Consider the following 15,428-nt stretch of genomic DNA (forward strand, 5'->3'; position numbering starts at 1 on the left):
AGATGACCGCATGCGAACAGGTACATTCGGCTATGGCTATTAGAAATTCACTTGCCTAGACAGTACAATTTCTTGTACGAGGGGGTACTGCCCTATGCTCGAGAGAGTGAGGTCACTTATGCTCGATTATGGAGATATCTGTATCAGGTAAGCTTAGCTAGTGAGCATCATTCGTTGCAGTTCCAAGAACGGGCTCTGCTCCGTCCTGCTTTATAAAAGCTTTCAGTTATTTCTAAGGCTAAAACAGTATTTTATAAAAGCCTGCAATCTATTTTTAACGACCATGGATAGTTTTATAAAATTCGTTGAGTGTTTTATAAAAGTATCTCATTTTCAACTATAAGGCATGTGTAATCATTAATTCATAAGAGAAATTGCCTTCTCGAGCTAATATCGAATAATTTACTGAGCTGTTAGATGACCTTTATTTATGATTATGTATTTAATCTTTCTGTTGGGGGTGAGTACGGAATTGTAGCACTTTGCTAGCAGAAAGGGTTCTTCGACTTAAACCGATTCTGTATGGCTGGCGGTTCTTGAGATTGTACATTGAAGAATTCTGGTGATTTAAGAGTTATGGATTTTAGACTGACTGTCACTACGGCTGTATGTTAGTTTCTATGGTTTTTTAACTAAGGAGGCGAGAGCATGTTAGGTTACGCAAAAGATAAGGCTGTTCTAGCAAAACGCAAGGAAGATATTATTGCTTGTATCAGAGCGATAGTTGGAACTCCTAAGTTTCGTTATTCGATCCTGATGGAGCCCTTATATGATGTGGTCAGATTTAAGTGTAAGGTTACCGAAAACGTGTGTTTCACCTATATTGGTCAAAGCCTTGTTGTGGCTGATCTTTCTGGAGAGTCTAGCCTGTGGTTTGCTAATAAAAATCACATCGTATGCTTGGCAGAAGGTGATATTCTTTATGCTCAAAATGGCAGAGATACTAGTTCAAAGCGAGTGCTGTTTGATGGGGTATGGCATACGGATGTTTTGTTTAGATTCGGTTTTACTATGTCACCTTGGGTGTGTCCTGATCGTTACTTACGGAAAAGTATCACTACTTGTTATGATGAGGGCACCGTTGTAATGGATCATACATTGGTTGTAGCGTTAGCGATGGGTGATGTCGTATTGCTAACTTTAGGCACTGATGGCTTACTCGAGATCCATCATAAAGATGGGCATAAAACAAACAATTCTCCTGCCAATTTGGAGATAGTATGGAGATATATGCATAAATCTCTACATGGAGAAAATGCTTGGAAGTATCAGGACGAGCGTGACGAGTTGCAGCGTATATTAGCAGAAATTTAATTAAACAGCGTGAAAAGGATTCGCTCGAAAAGCGCATTAGACATTTAGCTCTAGTGCGCTTTTGTTTATAAATTTATATCTAAATCACAGAAACTTTAGAACATTCAAGGGGATTCACTGACCTCGAACTATGTTAATTACTCCGACAAGTTACTCCGACAGTTTCTTATTTTCATTTGTCGCTATATCTATTCAGTTCTTGATCCTCCGTAAATAATAGCCTTTTAGCGTTCTTTTCAAAAAAAGAAGATGGATCTAAAAATAATCGTATTCGTTTGTTGGGGTAGTTTCAAATCTTAGTTGGAGTAAATGGGGTTGTTCTTCTAGAGACCGAGGCGTTTGCGTAAAGGTCAGTTCTAATGGAGTACGATCAATTCAATTTGAGAAAGGGGGTGCGGATAGAACTTGTTAATCTTTCGTGAAGTAGAAGATTTCATTGCAGTCACTAGGGCTGGACTAACCTTATTATCGACATACCAAGCCGATTCTTCTGATGACCAACGTTTAGTGCAGCTGCAGAGATTGGCTAGCTACATCAAATCTATGGAGTGGCTGAAACACGAAGCTGCAAAAAAGCGAATTTCGGTATTTCTAGCATGTCAATACGATTACAGGTTGGCAGCTCAGAAGCTCGGTATCCAAATCGATCAGATGCATAAAAGTATCTCGTACGCTAACAAGAGGCTATCTGGACGCATAAGAGGTGTTCTCACTCTTATGAAGGAGGGGCGATGGGCTGATGCTGAATTAGAGTTTCAGCGTCTGATTGGCTCTCACCGTCCTTTTGAACCATTTATCTGTGGCACAGTGGATCGGTTTAAACCAAGAAAGAGCAGCACTGTGAATCTCATCGATTGTAGGCGTGAGATCGAGGTTATTGCTCACTTTACCAAGCGCAAGCTGGAGAATATCCTCTCGACGGTGGACGGGGTAGCAATGAGTCACGTCCTGCACATTTTGCTGTCGGCTGATCCTCGGTATATCGCTGAGCGTTTATTGCTCAGTCAATGTATTATTTCGGGTGAATTGAAGCCCGAGCAGGTAATCGGAGCTATTGAAACCAACCAGCACTACTCATTGTCTGGTACTAACATTGTCCATTTATAAGAGGGGGAATTACAGTGGTAGTAAACACTAATAATTATGTCGGTAGACCTGTTTTAGCATGTGGTTGTACAGCAACAGCCTTGCATCGGGATATACAAAGTCAGATGATAGCTTTGCCGTTACAGGGTGATATCAGGTTGCGTGATACGGTCGAGAAGGTTGATTGGCTAGGGGCTACAATAGTGCAGGCGGAGATCATGTGTAGGCATGGGATCGTGCTGTCTGATCACGTCGTTCGAACGAAAGCTTCAAATCTTCGTCAATTATATCTGCTTTCGTCCAGCATTTGTGTAGCTGAGGTAACTGGAAAAATATTTGTCCAAGTCACAAAGTCCAGAGAGGTACTGCTAGCTCTATTTAAGAATCTAGTTCCTCATCGGCGTTTGGGCGGTATCCATGCTTATTTGGACTATATACGTCCTAGTTACGAAGAGTTGGAGCATGGTAGCTATAGAGTGGTTGTCATCACGAAAACTGATCAGGGATATGATCTTGAGATGAAGCAACTGGGCAAGCGCAGTTCTGCTTCCTTAATACCGTACTATGTTCTGGATGCTTTTGCTTCAAGGCTTGTGAATCATCTTAAGAGTCGATATGTTACTCTATCCTATCAGCAAAATGGGATAGTGAAGCAGCTTCTAACAACCTTTGATCCGGTCAAGTATTGTCATTATTTGAATGTGTCTCTTGAAGAGGGTGAGCAGATCCTCGCAAGAGATTGGCACGATGCTGATACGTTAGGTTATCTGAGTTTTATTGATCATCTTCATCCTAATCGAATGGTATCAGTGCCTATTATTCATACGGTGAGCATAACGCACCCGTTCATCATTTCTTAATATCTAGGCTGTTTGTCCCCCCTTATTGTTCTTGCGATAAGGGGTTTTCTCTTAGGTTCTGGCTACCAAAAACTATTGATAAAGGAAAGGCCTGATATCTATCCGTTGACTGGCTTCTTAGGGGCTGATTGCTTCCCTCTACTATTCCCGATAATTCAGTCCCAGTATCACTACACCTTTGGGACTCAACTTTCCCTTTATTTCTCGATATTCACGTTTTAGGCTTGATATAATTTTACCTTCCTTATAACCGATAAGGAGGTAGATTTACGATGGAAAATAACAGTAAAGTGTTTGGCTACTGTAGAATTTCAAAGGCAATTGGACAAGTCGAGGATCGTCAAAAAGACCTTATGAGGCTGGAATATCATATTCCTGAGTCTGATATCTTCGTCGACAAGATCAGTGGAGTTAAGATGGAGCGCCCAGCTCTTGGCGAACTTCAGAAGGCGTTAAGAAGGGGCGACACTTTGGTGGTAGAATCACTTAGCCGAATTTCCAGATCATCGAGAAGCTTGCTTGCGCTCCTTGCCGATTTTGAATCTAAGGAGATCACGCTCATTTCCCATAAGGAGCGCCTAGATTTTTCGACGGTCACCGGCAAGCTCATGTTGGCTTTAATAGCCGCACTCAGCGAATTCGAACGTGACAATCTAAGAGAACGCGTGAGGGAGGGGCTTGCCAGTGCGAGGAGCCGTGGGAGAATTGGAGGTCGCCCAAAAACCGACAAGAAGGCTCTTGAAAAAGCGATAAAGCTTCACGCCGCTGATACGCATTCAATCTGTGAGATCGTGGCTGTAACTGGGGTATCTAAGTCTGTTTTGTATAGAGCCCTTCGTGATAAAAAAGAGGCTCAGCAGTCACAGGACGGCGTAGCAGTTGAAGCACCGAATTCAAGTAAATAGGAAGGTAAGAGGGATCTCCGCTAAAAATGGCTGAGATTCCTTTTTTATAGGAAGACATCCGATCCTGTTGGAAAATCTACTTTTCTCTGATGGGTCATTAAACGGGTTGATTTCGGTAGTTGCCACATAGAGTTGTGGAATCGTAGCTGGATTTAGATTCAAAAATGAAGACTTATGCTTCAGCCATATGACTTCCTTATCGCTTGAAAGTAGGTAGAACAGACTTTTTTCGGCTTAAACAGAGACATTCGTGTTATACCTTCCTGTTACGTCCCTCCGTTGGGGTATGAAATGCCTCTCGGCTTTACTACATCTCATCTACAGAGATGCATTGCTTCTCTTGTCAGGTAGCATTTCAACTGCGCAAAAGTGGCTCTATTGCTATGACATTAAAAAAATTTAGTGAGTTGCGGCAAGACCTGCTTTATATAAATAGCTTCTTAATTTAATTGATTGGTGGTGATACATATGTCGGTTGGTTGTAACTTTGCAGCGGTATACAAGCACGGTGATTTCAAGTTTGGTAACGAGGTGCTTTGTCATTTTGGAGGCAGATGTTAATTTGTTTCTATACCTGATTTTCTTGTGCGTTCATTGCAGTATTTCGTTTTCAACTAATATTTTGGAGGTATTAACATGACAACAACAAATAACTTTCAATTTCATAATGTAGCTTTATATGCTCGAGCTAATAGTGAGGGGGCTCTGTCCCGACAAGTGAGTCATTTAGAGGATCTTGCCGCTAGCTACGGCATGACAGTATCAGCTGTTTATACGGATGTTGCAAGTGGCAAGGTTCGTAATCGTCCTGGTCTGAAACGGTTGCTGGATGATGCTAAAAATGGGCACCTTGATGCGATTCTAACTTTGGATATCTCTCGTTTGTTCAGGGGTAAAGAGTTTTTGCCCGATATCCACCGTCAACTCATGTCTGGCGAGATTGGATTGGTTACAGCATCAGGCTACTTAAACCCGCCTAGAGACACCGCGCGTTTGAGCCTTTCGATCCTGTTTCACCAGTTTCACGTGGAGGATAGTGCTCGACGTATAGCTTTAGGCAAAGGCTATACGAAGGATTGGGATAAGTAAGGAGTTTTGATAGCGTCTCGGGGATTGTATTAGTTCCCCCTGACGCTATTTTCTTTATTAGCCTGACATTTTATTTAATTATCTTGACCTAATGCTCTTTTTAGGACTGTATCATCGTCCTTTTCCCATGTACTCAGGTGAGCGGTCAGCTCTCCAATACAATTTTGGAGTGAGTACAGATGAGTCGGAAAATATCAACTGAAGAAACGGGAACGTATGTTCCTAATATTGAAAGGTACTTTAATAACTCTAGTGGTACAGCGTTTGAAGAGATAATCACGAGTATAATTAAGGAAGAAGTTGATTTATATGTTAAAGGAAGTTATGATCACGAACAGGTAAATGTGGCTACTTCGAATGAGGGGGTAGCTTAACATGAGAGCAGCGATTACGATTCGTGTTTCTACTAAAAAAGAAGAGCAAGAAGCTTCTCTAGTGCATCAACGGCAGTTTTTTGAAAACTATGTAAAGGAAAAAGGATGGGATGTCTACGGCTTTTATGTTGAGATCGAGAGCGGCACGAAGAAAAACCGCAAAGAAATGAATCGCCTGATTGCAGATGCAAAAGAGCATAAATTCGATATCATTTTATCGAAGGAATTATCACGGCTTGCTCGAAATCAAGGTTTAGCATTCGAGATTAAAGAAGTAATCGAGAAGCACAAGATTCATCTCATAACAATGGATGGAGCAATCGACACTACTACGGGCAATACGAATAACTTTGGTTTGTTTGCTTGGTTGTATGAACAAGAATCGCAGCGCACCAGTGAAAGAATTAAAATGGCGCTGGCTACCAGAGCGGACAACGGTAAATTCAAAGGCTCTAATTCTCCATACGGATATAATGTACAGGATGGTAAGTTGTATATTAGTGATGACGGCTCTCCTCAAATTGTTCAGCGTATCTTCCAACGGTATCTGGACGGCAAAGGCTTTGATGCTATCGCTCGTGAACTATATGAGGATGATGTCAAAACGCCATCGAGCCAAGCAGGGAAAGTCACTCAGAGCATATTCTGGCATGGTTCATCAGTCCGAAAGATATTGGAAAACCCCCATTATTGCGGAGATCTCGTGCAGGGGCGTTCAAGCACTGTTAGCGTGACCAGTACACAACGACATAAAAATCCCAAAACAGAACACATTGTGAAGGAGAAAACTCATGAAGCGATCATCTCGAAGGATGTGTTTGATTCGGTTCAGCAAATGATCGCTTTCAACCGCAAAAAAAAGTCTCAAAGTAATCCGAATGTTAGCAGTCGACCACATGAGAATGTACACCTATTCACAGGGGTAATCTACTGCGCTGACTGCGGTAGCGGTTTTCACTATCAGCAGAATGGGCATGGTTATATATGTGGACGCAGCAACAAGCATGGCAATAAAGCTTGTTCGAAGCATCGGATCAAAGAAGCCACATTGAAGACGATCATCCAAGGCGATCTTCAAAAATTGGCTAACGCTATGAAGGATGATTCACACTTTAATCTAGTTAAAGATAGGCTGAATAAAGAACGAGTACGAATGGAAAAGGATTTAAAGGCTTGCGGGGCGAAACTCGAAGCGATCAATCAGTTGAAAAACAAGGCACTTACGAGGTTTTTGGAAGATATAATAACGAAAGTGGATTACGACAATTTCGTTACATCAAAAGATGCTGAAACAAAGGAGCTTATGCTCAATAGGGAAATAGCGGAAACCACACTCTCCACAACTATCGCTTCTGATGTACTGGCGAAAATTAAAGAAGTGATCGATAACGCTCTGAACTTTAATGATGTAAACCGCGAGGTTATCAGCCGCTTTATTGAAAAGATTGAAGTCAAAGAGGACGGAACGGTTAAATTGTATTATCGTTTCGCTGGCACGTCCAAGATCTTGAATGAACTAATTGGATAACGCAAATGCTTGTAATTATGCTGGCTGTTGGGCGCTTTTATTTTTTTAGAAAGTATCCGACACTCAGCACCCAACACATGTGGAGTGCATGAACATGGGTTCCAGCTCTACGACTTGCTTTGCTCCCTGCGATCTTTTTTATGATTTACAATTAGATCCGTATTTGCTATCATAATCGTAATATTCAAAAGCGATGAAGAGAAAAGTAAATAAATCGATTTTTTCACAGAGAGCTCCGGCAGCTGAAAAGGAGTAAAAAATAGTTTATTGAAGAAAGCCTCTGAGCTGCACATCGGAACCGGAATAAAGGGATGGTGTGACAGGAGCTCCTGTTATAGAGCTAGAGTATAAGCATTCTATTGAAATGCCGTACTTGAAGAGGCTGTTATGGCGACATATCAGCAAATCTGGGGTGGTACCACGAATATACAAATCTCGTCCCCAAGACTAGACGTCTTGGGGGTGGGATTTTTTTGTTTGCACGAAAATATCTGCAATTGAATTGTATGTACTATCAAATATGAATCAAACATGAAGGGATGCTGTTTATGAGTCGATTAAAAGCCGCAATTGTAGGGGCAACCGGAATGGCAGGGCAGCAATTTGTCCAAGCGCTTACAGAACATCCGAATTTTGAGGTAGTCCAAATGGTGACCTCGCGAAATGCTGTAAATTATGAAAAAGCCTTGCTTGAAGCTAATGGCAGTTCCAGATGGACGCAAAGCTCGCCTATACCAGAAGATATGAAAGGCATTCCTGTCGTTTCTTCAAAAGACTTTTCACCCGAAAAGCTGGATGTGATCTTTACAGCTGTAGAGTCAGATCTGGCGAAAGAGCTTGAACCATGGTTTGCTCAAACCACGCCTACGTTTTCAACTGCTTCTGCATTTCGTTATTTTGATGATACGCCGCTCATGATTACCGGAGTTAATGATGATCACGCACATTTAGTTCATACACAACGGTTGCAGCGAGGCTGGAAGGGCTTTGTTCTCCCCGTACCTAATTGTACCGTAACAGGACTTGCAATAACTCTTAAACCCCTGCAGCAGCATTTTGGCATTAATAATGTGCTTATGGTTTCGATGCAGGCAGTAAGCGGAGCGGGAAGAAGTCCCGGAGTAAGAACGCTTGATATTCTCGACAATATTATTCCTTATATTCCAAGTGAAGAAGGAAAAGTGAAAATTGAATTATTGAAAATATTAGGTGAGTTTAATGAAAATTCCATAGAACAAGCGAAAATCAATGTAAACTGTCTTTGTACAAGAGTAAATGTACTTGATGGGCACACGGAAGCCGTTTTTGTAGGATTGGACAAGAAAGCGGAAATCGAAGAAATCAGAGCAGTGATACAAAACTACGATCCATATAAAAACAGAAAATTGCATTCGGCTCCGAACCAAATGATTCAAGTTTATGAGGATCCTTACCGGCCACAACCAAGGCTGGACAGGGAAATCGGGGGCGGCATGACAACCAGTCTAGGGCGACTGGAGGCAGACCCTGTATTGGGCGGGGTTAAATATGTGCTAGTATCACATAATACCAAAATGGGTGCCGGCAAAGGCGCCGTACTGCTTGCTGAATCGATGCTTGAACAGGGGATTTTATAGTAGGAAAATATCAGAACCGTACGATTTGGAACACCAACTCAGGAAAGTGCCTCAGCCGAAACATGGTTGGGGTTTCTTCATTGCAAGCCTAATCGTGGTATGATGAGAAGGACGCTTGGGAGCTCGGCTTGGAGTTCATAGCATCTCGAGAGGCTCTATGTTATTGCCCATACATCCATTTCATGGAAACGAGGATTCATATAGTGACTTTACAACAACTAAAATACGTCATTGAGACCGCAAATCGGGGTTCCATCAACGAAGCGGCAAAGCGATTGTTTATCTCCCAGCCAAGCCTATCCAACGCGATCCGGGATTTGGAAGAAGAATTGCAGATTACGATTTTTGAACGAACCAACAAAGGAATTTCACTTTCCAAGGAGGGTGCTGAATTTTTAGGCTACGCAAGACAGGTCGTTGAGCAAGCAGAATTACTGGAGGGCCGTTACCTTAATGCCAAGCCATCCCCACAGCATTTCTCCGTATCCACTCAACATTATGCTTTTGCGGTTAACGCATTTGTAAGTTTGGTGAAAGAATATGGTCAGGATGAATATGAGCTGGCTTTGAGGGAGACCAAAACCTATGAAATTATCGAGGATGTCAAGACCTTGCGCAGCGAGATCGGAATTCTTTATTTGAATGAGTTCAATGGTAAAGTCATCAACAGCCTGCTAAAAGCCGCGAACCTGCAGTTTCAAAGCTTATTAACAGCGAAGCCGCACATTTTTATCAGCATTAACAACCCACTCGCCAAACAATCCATCGTGACGATTGACCAACTGCAGCATTTTCCGTACTTGTCCTTTGAACAAGGAGAGTATAATTCCTTTCATTTTTCAGAAGAGATTCTCAGTACGCTGTCTCATAAAAAGAGCATTCGTGTCAATGACCGGGCAACGCTTTTTAATTTATTGATCGGTTTGAACGGATATACCATATCGACCGGTGTACTAAGCGCGGATTTGAATGGCAATGAAATCATTCCCGTTCCATTGGATTGTGAGGAAACGATTCAGGTTGGTTGGATATCCCATAAAAACGCTTCGTTATCCAAGCTCGGTGCTGCTTATATAGAAGCGCTGAAGCAAGCTATTATTTAAATAAAACACTTAGCTATAGCTTTAATCTATATCTAGCTATAGGATTTTGAAGTTACGCTATATGTATCCTTTCGTGATATCTTTCTGTTATAAGTTCTAATACCTTCAACGATTTGGAAATCGCCGGGTAAGAATGACAATCAGAGGAGTGTTCAACGATGGTGAAAAGCAGTGTACTGGGATACCCGCGAATCGGAATAAACCGGGAATGGAAAAAAGTGCTCGAAGCGTTCTGGGCAGGCAAGATGGAAGAATCGGAATTTCATTCCCAGCTGCAGGAGATCCGGCTGCATCATTTGCGGAAACAGCAGGACCAAGGAATCGACTTCATTCCGGTCAATGATTTCAGCTATTACGATCAAATGCTGGATACAGCTGCGATGTTTGGTATCGTTCCGAAACGGTTCAATTACGAGGGCGGTAACGTTCCTATTCAGGTTTATTATGGTATCGCCCGCGGGACGAAAGAAGCCGCGGCCAGCGAGATGACCAAGTGGTTTAATACAAATTATCACTATATCGTTCCAGAGCTGAATGGGGCCGAGCCTGTACTTACAGATAATCGTCCACTGCTTGCTTATCGGGAAGCCAAGGAAAAGCTTGGTATTGAGGGTAAGCCAGTTATCATCGGACCGCTTACGTTCCTCAAGCTTTCCAAAGGTTACAAGGATACGGAAACCGACACCTGGCTGGATCGCCTGCTGCCGCTTTACGTTCAACTGCTGCAGGAGCTTGAGAAAGAAGGCGTTCAATGGGTACAGATAGACGAGCCCATTCTGGTGACCTCGTTGAACGCAGCTGATGTGCAGCGTCTGAAGAAAATCTATGAGACTTTTGCTGCAGCAGCGCCCACTCTGAAGATCATGCTTCAAACGTATTTTGAAGCTATTGATGTAGATAATTATAGTGATATCGTGGCGCTTCCTGTTGCAGGGATCGGGCTTGATTTGGTACACGGCCTCTCGGGCAACATATCCTCAATTAAAGCATACGGATTTCCAGCGGATAAGGTACTCGGAGCGGGCGTCATTGATGGACGGGGCATATGGAGAGCGTCTCTGGGCGATAAATTAGCTCTATTAAAGGAGCTGGCCGAGGTTGCATCAGAGGAGCGGCTGATTATACAGACGTCCTGCAGTTTACTCCACGTGCCTGTATCAACAGAACGGGAAACGAAACTTCCATCCGAATTGAAAGATGCGCTTGCATTCGCTGATGAAAAACTCGGAGAGCTTGTGCTCCTGACTAAAGCTTTCTCAGCAGGCGGTTCCGAAATTGACAACGACTTGGCAGAATGTGAACGCGCACTGGCAGCACTCAAGCATTCGAATGCACGTAACCGCAGAGATGTACAGGAAGCAGTTGCCATTATCAGCTCTCAAAAGCCTGAACGCAGCAATCCTTTCGCCACACGTCATATTGCCCAGCAGCAAAAGTGGAAGCTGCCGCTTTTCCCGACAACGACAATTGGCAGTTTCCCGCAATCCGCAGAGGTGCGCAAGGCTCGCCAGCTATGGAGAAAGGGAGAATGGAGCCAAGAGCAGTATGCTTCATTCATTCGTGAGCAGATTGATATCTGGATCAAGCTTCAAGAGGATATCGAATTGGATGTGCTTGTTCATGGCGAATTCGAGCGGACTGATATGGTTGAGTTTTTCGGGGAAAAGCTTGAGGGCTTTGCTTTCACACAAAACGGATGGGTACAGTCGTACGGTTCCCGCTGCGTGAAACCACCGGTTATTTTTGGAGATGTAGCCTTTAAAGGGCCGATGACTGTTGAAGAAACCGTATACGCCCAGTCGCAGACAGCACGCCCTGTTAAAGGGATGCTGACCGGACCGATTACGATTTTGAACTGGTCGTTCGTACGTGAGGACATCTCACGCGAACAGGTTGCTTACCAATTGGCCTATGGACTAAGACAAGAAGTCGAAGCGCTTGAGAACGCGGGCATCGGGATGATACAGGTCGATGAACCGGCGGTACGTGAAGGGCTGCCGCTTAAGGAAGCTGAGCATGCCCATTACTTGTCTTGGGCTGTCAAGGCATTCCGCATGACTACCTGCACCGTGCAGGACTCAACGCAAATTCACACGCATATGTGCTATTGCGAGTTCCATGACATGATTGATTCTATTGAAGCCATGGATGCGGATGTCATCTCGATCGAGACATCACGAAGTCATGGCGAGATGATTCATAGCTTTGAATTGAATACCTACAAGCTGGGAATCGGACTTGGTGTATACGATATCCATAGTCCGCGTGTACCGTCCGTGGAAGAGATGACCGATATGATTGATCGGGCCCTGCACGTACTGGATCCGAAGTTGTTTTGGATCAATCCGGATTGCGGACTCAAGACCCGCGGGTTCGAAGAGACTGCTGCTTCCTTACGCAACATGGTCGAGGCGACTAAGCTTGCCCGTGAGAAATACGCTTTATCCGTGTGATGACTCCTATAGATTAGAAGATGAGCATAATTGTGCTCATCTTTTTTTTGTCCTCTTTTACCATAAATAAGACATCATTATCGTAATTGAACTCCTTTTAATACTGGGTATAATGCAATAAAATGGTTTATAGTATGGGTATAAATGTAAAATAATTAAAGAAGCTTTCCTATAATCGAGAACATAGCAGGCATAGAGGTGAAAGTATGTATAATATTTTGATCGTGGATGATGAACCGATGATATGTAAGGGTATCGCGGCTATTCTTAGTCAATCGAAGCTGAATATTTCAGAGGTTTTTATTGCCTATCACGGGTTCGAAGCTCTGGATTTTATTCATTTAGAGAAAATCGATCTCGTGTTTACAGACATTCAGATGGAAAAAATGAACGGTATTGAGCTGATTGAAAACCTTTTTATGGAGGACCCATCGCTTCCAGTTGTCATCCTATCCGCTCATGGGGAATTCGAGTATGCCCAAAAGGCGATCCGTTTTGGAGCGAAGGAGTATTTGGTCAAACCGATTACACCGGATCATTTAATTTCGGTAGTCGGGACTTTGCTGAGTGAGAAAGAAGGTAAATCTCTCCATTTAGCAAACTGGGATGGGCAGCCGGCGTTGCCGAATTATTCCAATCTGGAACAAAACTATTACTTAAATGAACTTGTAACAGGTTCGATTCATGAATCCGATGTTGCATCCATTGTGGAGACCCTCGGGAATCGCGTAAACGGCAAGTATTTCAGCATGCTCATGATCAAGCTATCGTTGGATCGAGGTGGAATCCATGATGAGGAAATTATTGCAATGAAGGATAGGAGCCTGCTTAAATATGCTTCGCTGAACATTATTGATGAGACCGTGAATCCATGGACCCATTTTGTATTTAATAATCACAATTCAACGTTCTCACTGCTGTTGCAAGTCACGGAAGAAGAGAATCGCGATTTTCTGCGTATGAACCAACTGTTGATGATTGCCCAGATGATTCATAATAATTTACACAAGTACGTCAATGTGAAATGCCATATCGGAATCAGTCGTATCCGTGAAGGCGTGACACAATGGCCAGTCATTTATAAAGAAGCACTTGAAAGCCTGAATTGGAGTGATATCAACAAAGGGCATTATATGTCCTATATTGGAGATATCGATAGTGTAATGAAAGAACAATCTTTAACGTTTACACAAATTGACGAAGTGAATCATCGGGTCGTTCTTAAAACCAAGACCTACATTGAAAGTCACTTTTGCGATAAAGGTCTCAAGCTTCAGGTTATTGCCGATAGCGTGCATTTAAGTCCCAATTATTTGAGCTACTTGTTCAAGAAGGTAATGGGGGTCAACATCTGGGATTATGTTACGAAGCTGAGAATGGAAGAAGGCAGACGTCTGATTCTAACGACCGATATGCGCAGATATGAGATTTCCGAAGAGATTGGCTATGAGTCTCCCGAGCATTTTAGTAAAATTTTCAAAAAGCATTTTGGGATCAATATCTCAGAGTTAAAGAGCGCGAATCAGTAAAATGCGACATGATTAACGTAAGACTGCACATCGTAGTGAGAAAACGTTCCCTCTATAATCATAAGTGTAGACAACAAGCCTTAATGAAAAGATTGGAAAGGGGAACCTCACATGAAAGACAAAAAAGCTTATGCACTTGGTGCAGTTGCACTTACAGCCCTGCTTGCAGGTTGCAGCACGAACAATATGACAGCAGCTACGGGGCCTAAGGAAACAGCGGCAGGAAATAAAGTAACCATCACAGCGCAGGGCTTCAAGCCTGACCAAAAAGAAAAGAATGATCAGCTTGATCAACGTATTAATCGCTTTAAGGCGAAATTTCCGAATGTTGATTTCAAGAAAGATGATTGGCAATATAATCCGCTAGAAATCGGTGTTAAGATGGCATCGAACAGTGCGCCCACGGAATATACGACCTATGCTACAGAAGGCAAGGTGCTGGTCAACAAGAAATGGGTCGCGGACATGACAGATTCGATGAATGCTTGGGACCATGCCAAGGATATGAATGATTTGCTATCCAAACCCTTCGTTGTTAACGGTAAAACGTATGGCGTCCCGGTAGATGGATACGTCATGACGATAACTTTGAACAAAAAGCTGTTCAAGGAAAAGGGGATGGAGCTGCCTCCCATCGATTGGACATGGGACGATCTTCTTGATGCGGCACGTAAAATTAGTGATCCTGCCAAGGGCATCGCAGGTTTCATTCCTATGGGTAAAGGACCTGAAGCAGGCTGGAATTGGACGAATTTCCTATACGCAGCTGGTGGTGATGTGCAGAAGCTGGATAATGGCAAAGTGGTCAGCCAATTTAATTCCGAGGCTGGGGTGAAAGCACTTGAATTTTATAAAAAATTAAAGGACGAGAATCTGATTCCTCAGAACTGGGCACTCGGTTATGGCGACGCTTTAAATGCCTTTTCTCAAGGAAGAGGCGCGATGGTCATGTGTGGAAGCGGTAATGCTGCAGATACCGCGATTAATGAGGGCGGCATTAGTAAAGAGGATTTAGTTGTTTATCCTATTCCTTCTATGTCCAAGGGTGGGAAGCATACCGGTGTTCTGGGCGGCAACTATAGAGTGATTAATCCTAAGGCTGACAAGCAAACCCAACAAATCGCGTTCAAATGGATTACAGATGAATACTTCACAGATGAATTCCTGGGCTCCACTCAAAAAGAAATCGAGGATCGAAAGGGTAAAAACCGCGTTTATATTCCACAACCGATTAATTACTGGAATGATTCTTCTGATTTTGGTAAAAAGTATTCCAGCTTGCTCGCAAAATACGATAACGTATTCAAGTATGATCCGCAATTGCTCCGCTTATGGGATGGTAAACCGGAAGCTCAATACGAGGCTCAAAAATACTACACGGAAATGGCTAATGCCATTCAGAAAATCTTTACAACCAAAAACGTCGATTTGAAAAAAACGTTGGAAGAGACCTCTGACAAATTGCAGTCTGAAGTATTTGATAAAGTCAAAGTCGAATAAGATGCCTTACAATCGGACCTAAACCCATTATGGTTTAGGTCCGATTGTATGTGAATGCAAAATGAAATAAG

12 protein-coding genes and 1 other annotated feature are annotated in these 15,428 nt (G+C 42.9%); all 12 genes read left to right on the forward strand.

The window, feature by feature from the left end; all coding sequences use genetic code 11:
• Positions 1-648 precede the first annotated feature (648 nt).
• The 12 genes from BM210_RS10560 to BM210_RS10620 all read left to right on the forward strand — a co-directional run bounded on the left by BM210_RS10560 (position 649) and on the right by BM210_RS10620 (position 15,357).
• Positions 649-1,314, forward strand: coding sequence for an HNH endonuclease (locus BM210_RS10560; RefSeq protein WP_091167739.1), 666 nt, complete (start codon positions 649-651; stop codon positions 1,312-1,314).
• A 405-nt stretch (positions 1,315-1,719) separates the two neighbouring features.
• Positions 1,720-2,421 (forward strand): hypothetical protein, encoded by a 702-nt coding sequence (locus BM210_RS10565; protein ID WP_091167741.1) that lies wholly within the window; start codon positions 1,720-1,722, stop codon positions 2,419-2,421.
• A gap of 14 nt (positions 2,422-2,435) precedes the next feature.
• Entirely contained in the window at positions 2,436-3,260 is an 825-nt protein-coding gene (locus BM210_RS10570) for a hypothetical protein (protein ID WP_091167742.1), read from the forward strand.
• 272 nt (positions 3,261-3,532) lie between these two features.
• Positions 3,533-4,165 carry a recombinase family protein gene (locus BM210_RS10575; RefSeq protein ID WP_091167744.1) on the forward strand — a complete coding sequence of 211 codons (633 nt, stop codon included), beginning with the start codon at positions 3,533-3,535 and terminating at the stop codon, positions 4,163-4,165.
• A 636-nt stretch (positions 4,166-4,801) separates the two neighbouring features.
• Entirely contained in the window at positions 4,802-5,254 is a 453-nt protein-coding gene (locus tag BM210_RS10580; protein ID WP_091167746.1) for a recombinase family protein, read from the forward strand.
• 179 nt (positions 5,255-5,433) lie between these two features.
• The gene (locus tag BM210_RS10585) at positions 5,434-5,628 is read left to right on the forward strand and encodes a hypothetical protein (RefSeq protein ID WP_091167747.1); all 195 of its coding nucleotides are present in this window, start codon (positions 5,434-5,436) and stop codon (positions 5,626-5,628) included.
• A 1-nt stretch (position 5,629) separates the two neighbouring features.
• Entirely contained in the window at positions 5,630-7,156 is a 1,527-nt protein-coding gene (locus BM210_RS10590) for a recombinase family protein (RefSeq protein WP_091167749.1), read from the forward strand.
• Between the two features lie 184 nt (positions 7,157-7,340).
• Positions 7,341-7,602, forward strand: a binding site (T-box leader).
• A 102-nt stretch (positions 7,603-7,704) separates the two neighbouring features.
• Positions 7,705-8,772 (forward strand): aspartate-semialdehyde dehydrogenase, encoded by a 1,068-nt coding sequence (gene asd / locus BM210_RS10600; RefSeq protein ID WP_091167752.1) that lies wholly within the window; start codon positions 7,705-7,707, stop codon positions 8,770-8,772.
• Positions 8,773-8,975: 203 nt separating this feature from the next.
• On the forward strand, positions 8,976-9,875 hold the full coding sequence (locus BM210_RS10605) for a LysR family transcriptional regulator (RefSeq protein WP_091168423.1): 900 nt from the start codon (positions 8,976-8,978) through the stop codon (positions 9,873-9,875).
• 158 nt (positions 9,876-10,033) lie between these two features.
• Positions 10,034-12,328, forward strand: coding sequence for a 5-methyltetrahydropteroyltriglutamate--homocysteine S-methyltransferase (metE, locus tag BM210_RS10610; RefSeq protein ID WP_091167754.1), 2,295 nt, complete (start codon positions 10,034-10,036; stop codon positions 12,326-12,328).
• A gap of 206 nt (positions 12,329-12,534) precedes the next feature.
• Positions 12,535-13,857, forward strand: coding sequence for a response regulator (locus tag BM210_RS10615; RefSeq protein ID WP_091167755.1), 1,323 nt, complete (start codon positions 12,535-12,537; stop codon positions 13,855-13,857).
• A gap of 111 nt (positions 13,858-13,968) precedes the next feature.
• Complete coding sequence (locus BM210_RS10620; protein ID WP_091167757.1) at positions 13,969-15,357, forward strand: ABC transporter substrate-binding protein; 1,389 nt, start codon at positions 13,969-13,971, stop codon at positions 15,355-15,357.
• Positions 15,358-15,428 lie beyond the last annotated feature (71 nt).

This window comes from Paenibacillus sp. 1_12 (genome assembly GCF_900114475.1).
Lineage (GTDB): Bacteria > Bacillota > Bacilli > Paenibacillales > NBRC-103111 > Paenibacillus_S.

Excerpts from the sequence above, each read along its gene's own strand:
- BM210_RS10560 (WP_091167739.1), top strand. The coding sequence starts at position 649 with ATGTTAGGTTACGCAAAAGATAAGGCTGTTCTAGCAAAACGCAAGGAA.
- BM210_RS10575 (WP_091167744.1), top strand. The coding sequence starts at position 3,533 with ATGGAAAATAACAGTAAAGTGTTTGGCTACTGTAGAATTTCAAAGGCA.
- BM210_RS10580 (WP_091167746.1), top strand. The coding sequence starts at position 4,802 with ATGACAACAACAAATAACTTTCAATTTCATAATGTAGCTTTATATGCT.
- BM210_RS10585 (WP_091167747.1), top strand. The coding sequence starts at position 5,434 with ATGAGTCGGAAAATATCAACTGAAGAAACGGGAACGTATGTTCCTAAT.
- BM210_RS10590 (WP_091167749.1), top strand. The coding sequence starts at position 5,630 with ATGAGAGCAGCGATTACGATTCGTGTTTCTACTAAAAAAGAAGAGCAA.
- asd (WP_091167752.1), top strand. The coding sequence starts at position 7,705 with ATGAGTCGATTAAAAGCCGCAATTGTAGGGGCAACCGGAATGGCAGGG.
- metE (WP_091167754.1), top strand. The coding sequence starts at position 10,034 with ATGGTGAAAAGCAGTGTACTGGGATACCCGCGAATCGGAATAAACCGG.
- BM210_RS10615 (WP_091167755.1), top strand. The coding sequence starts at position 12,535 with ATGTATAATATTTTGATCGTGGATGATGAACCGATGATATGTAAGGGT.
- BM210_RS10620 (WP_091167757.1), top strand. The coding sequence starts at position 13,969 with ATGAAAGACAAAAAAGCTTATGCACTTGGTGCAGTTGCACTTACAGCC.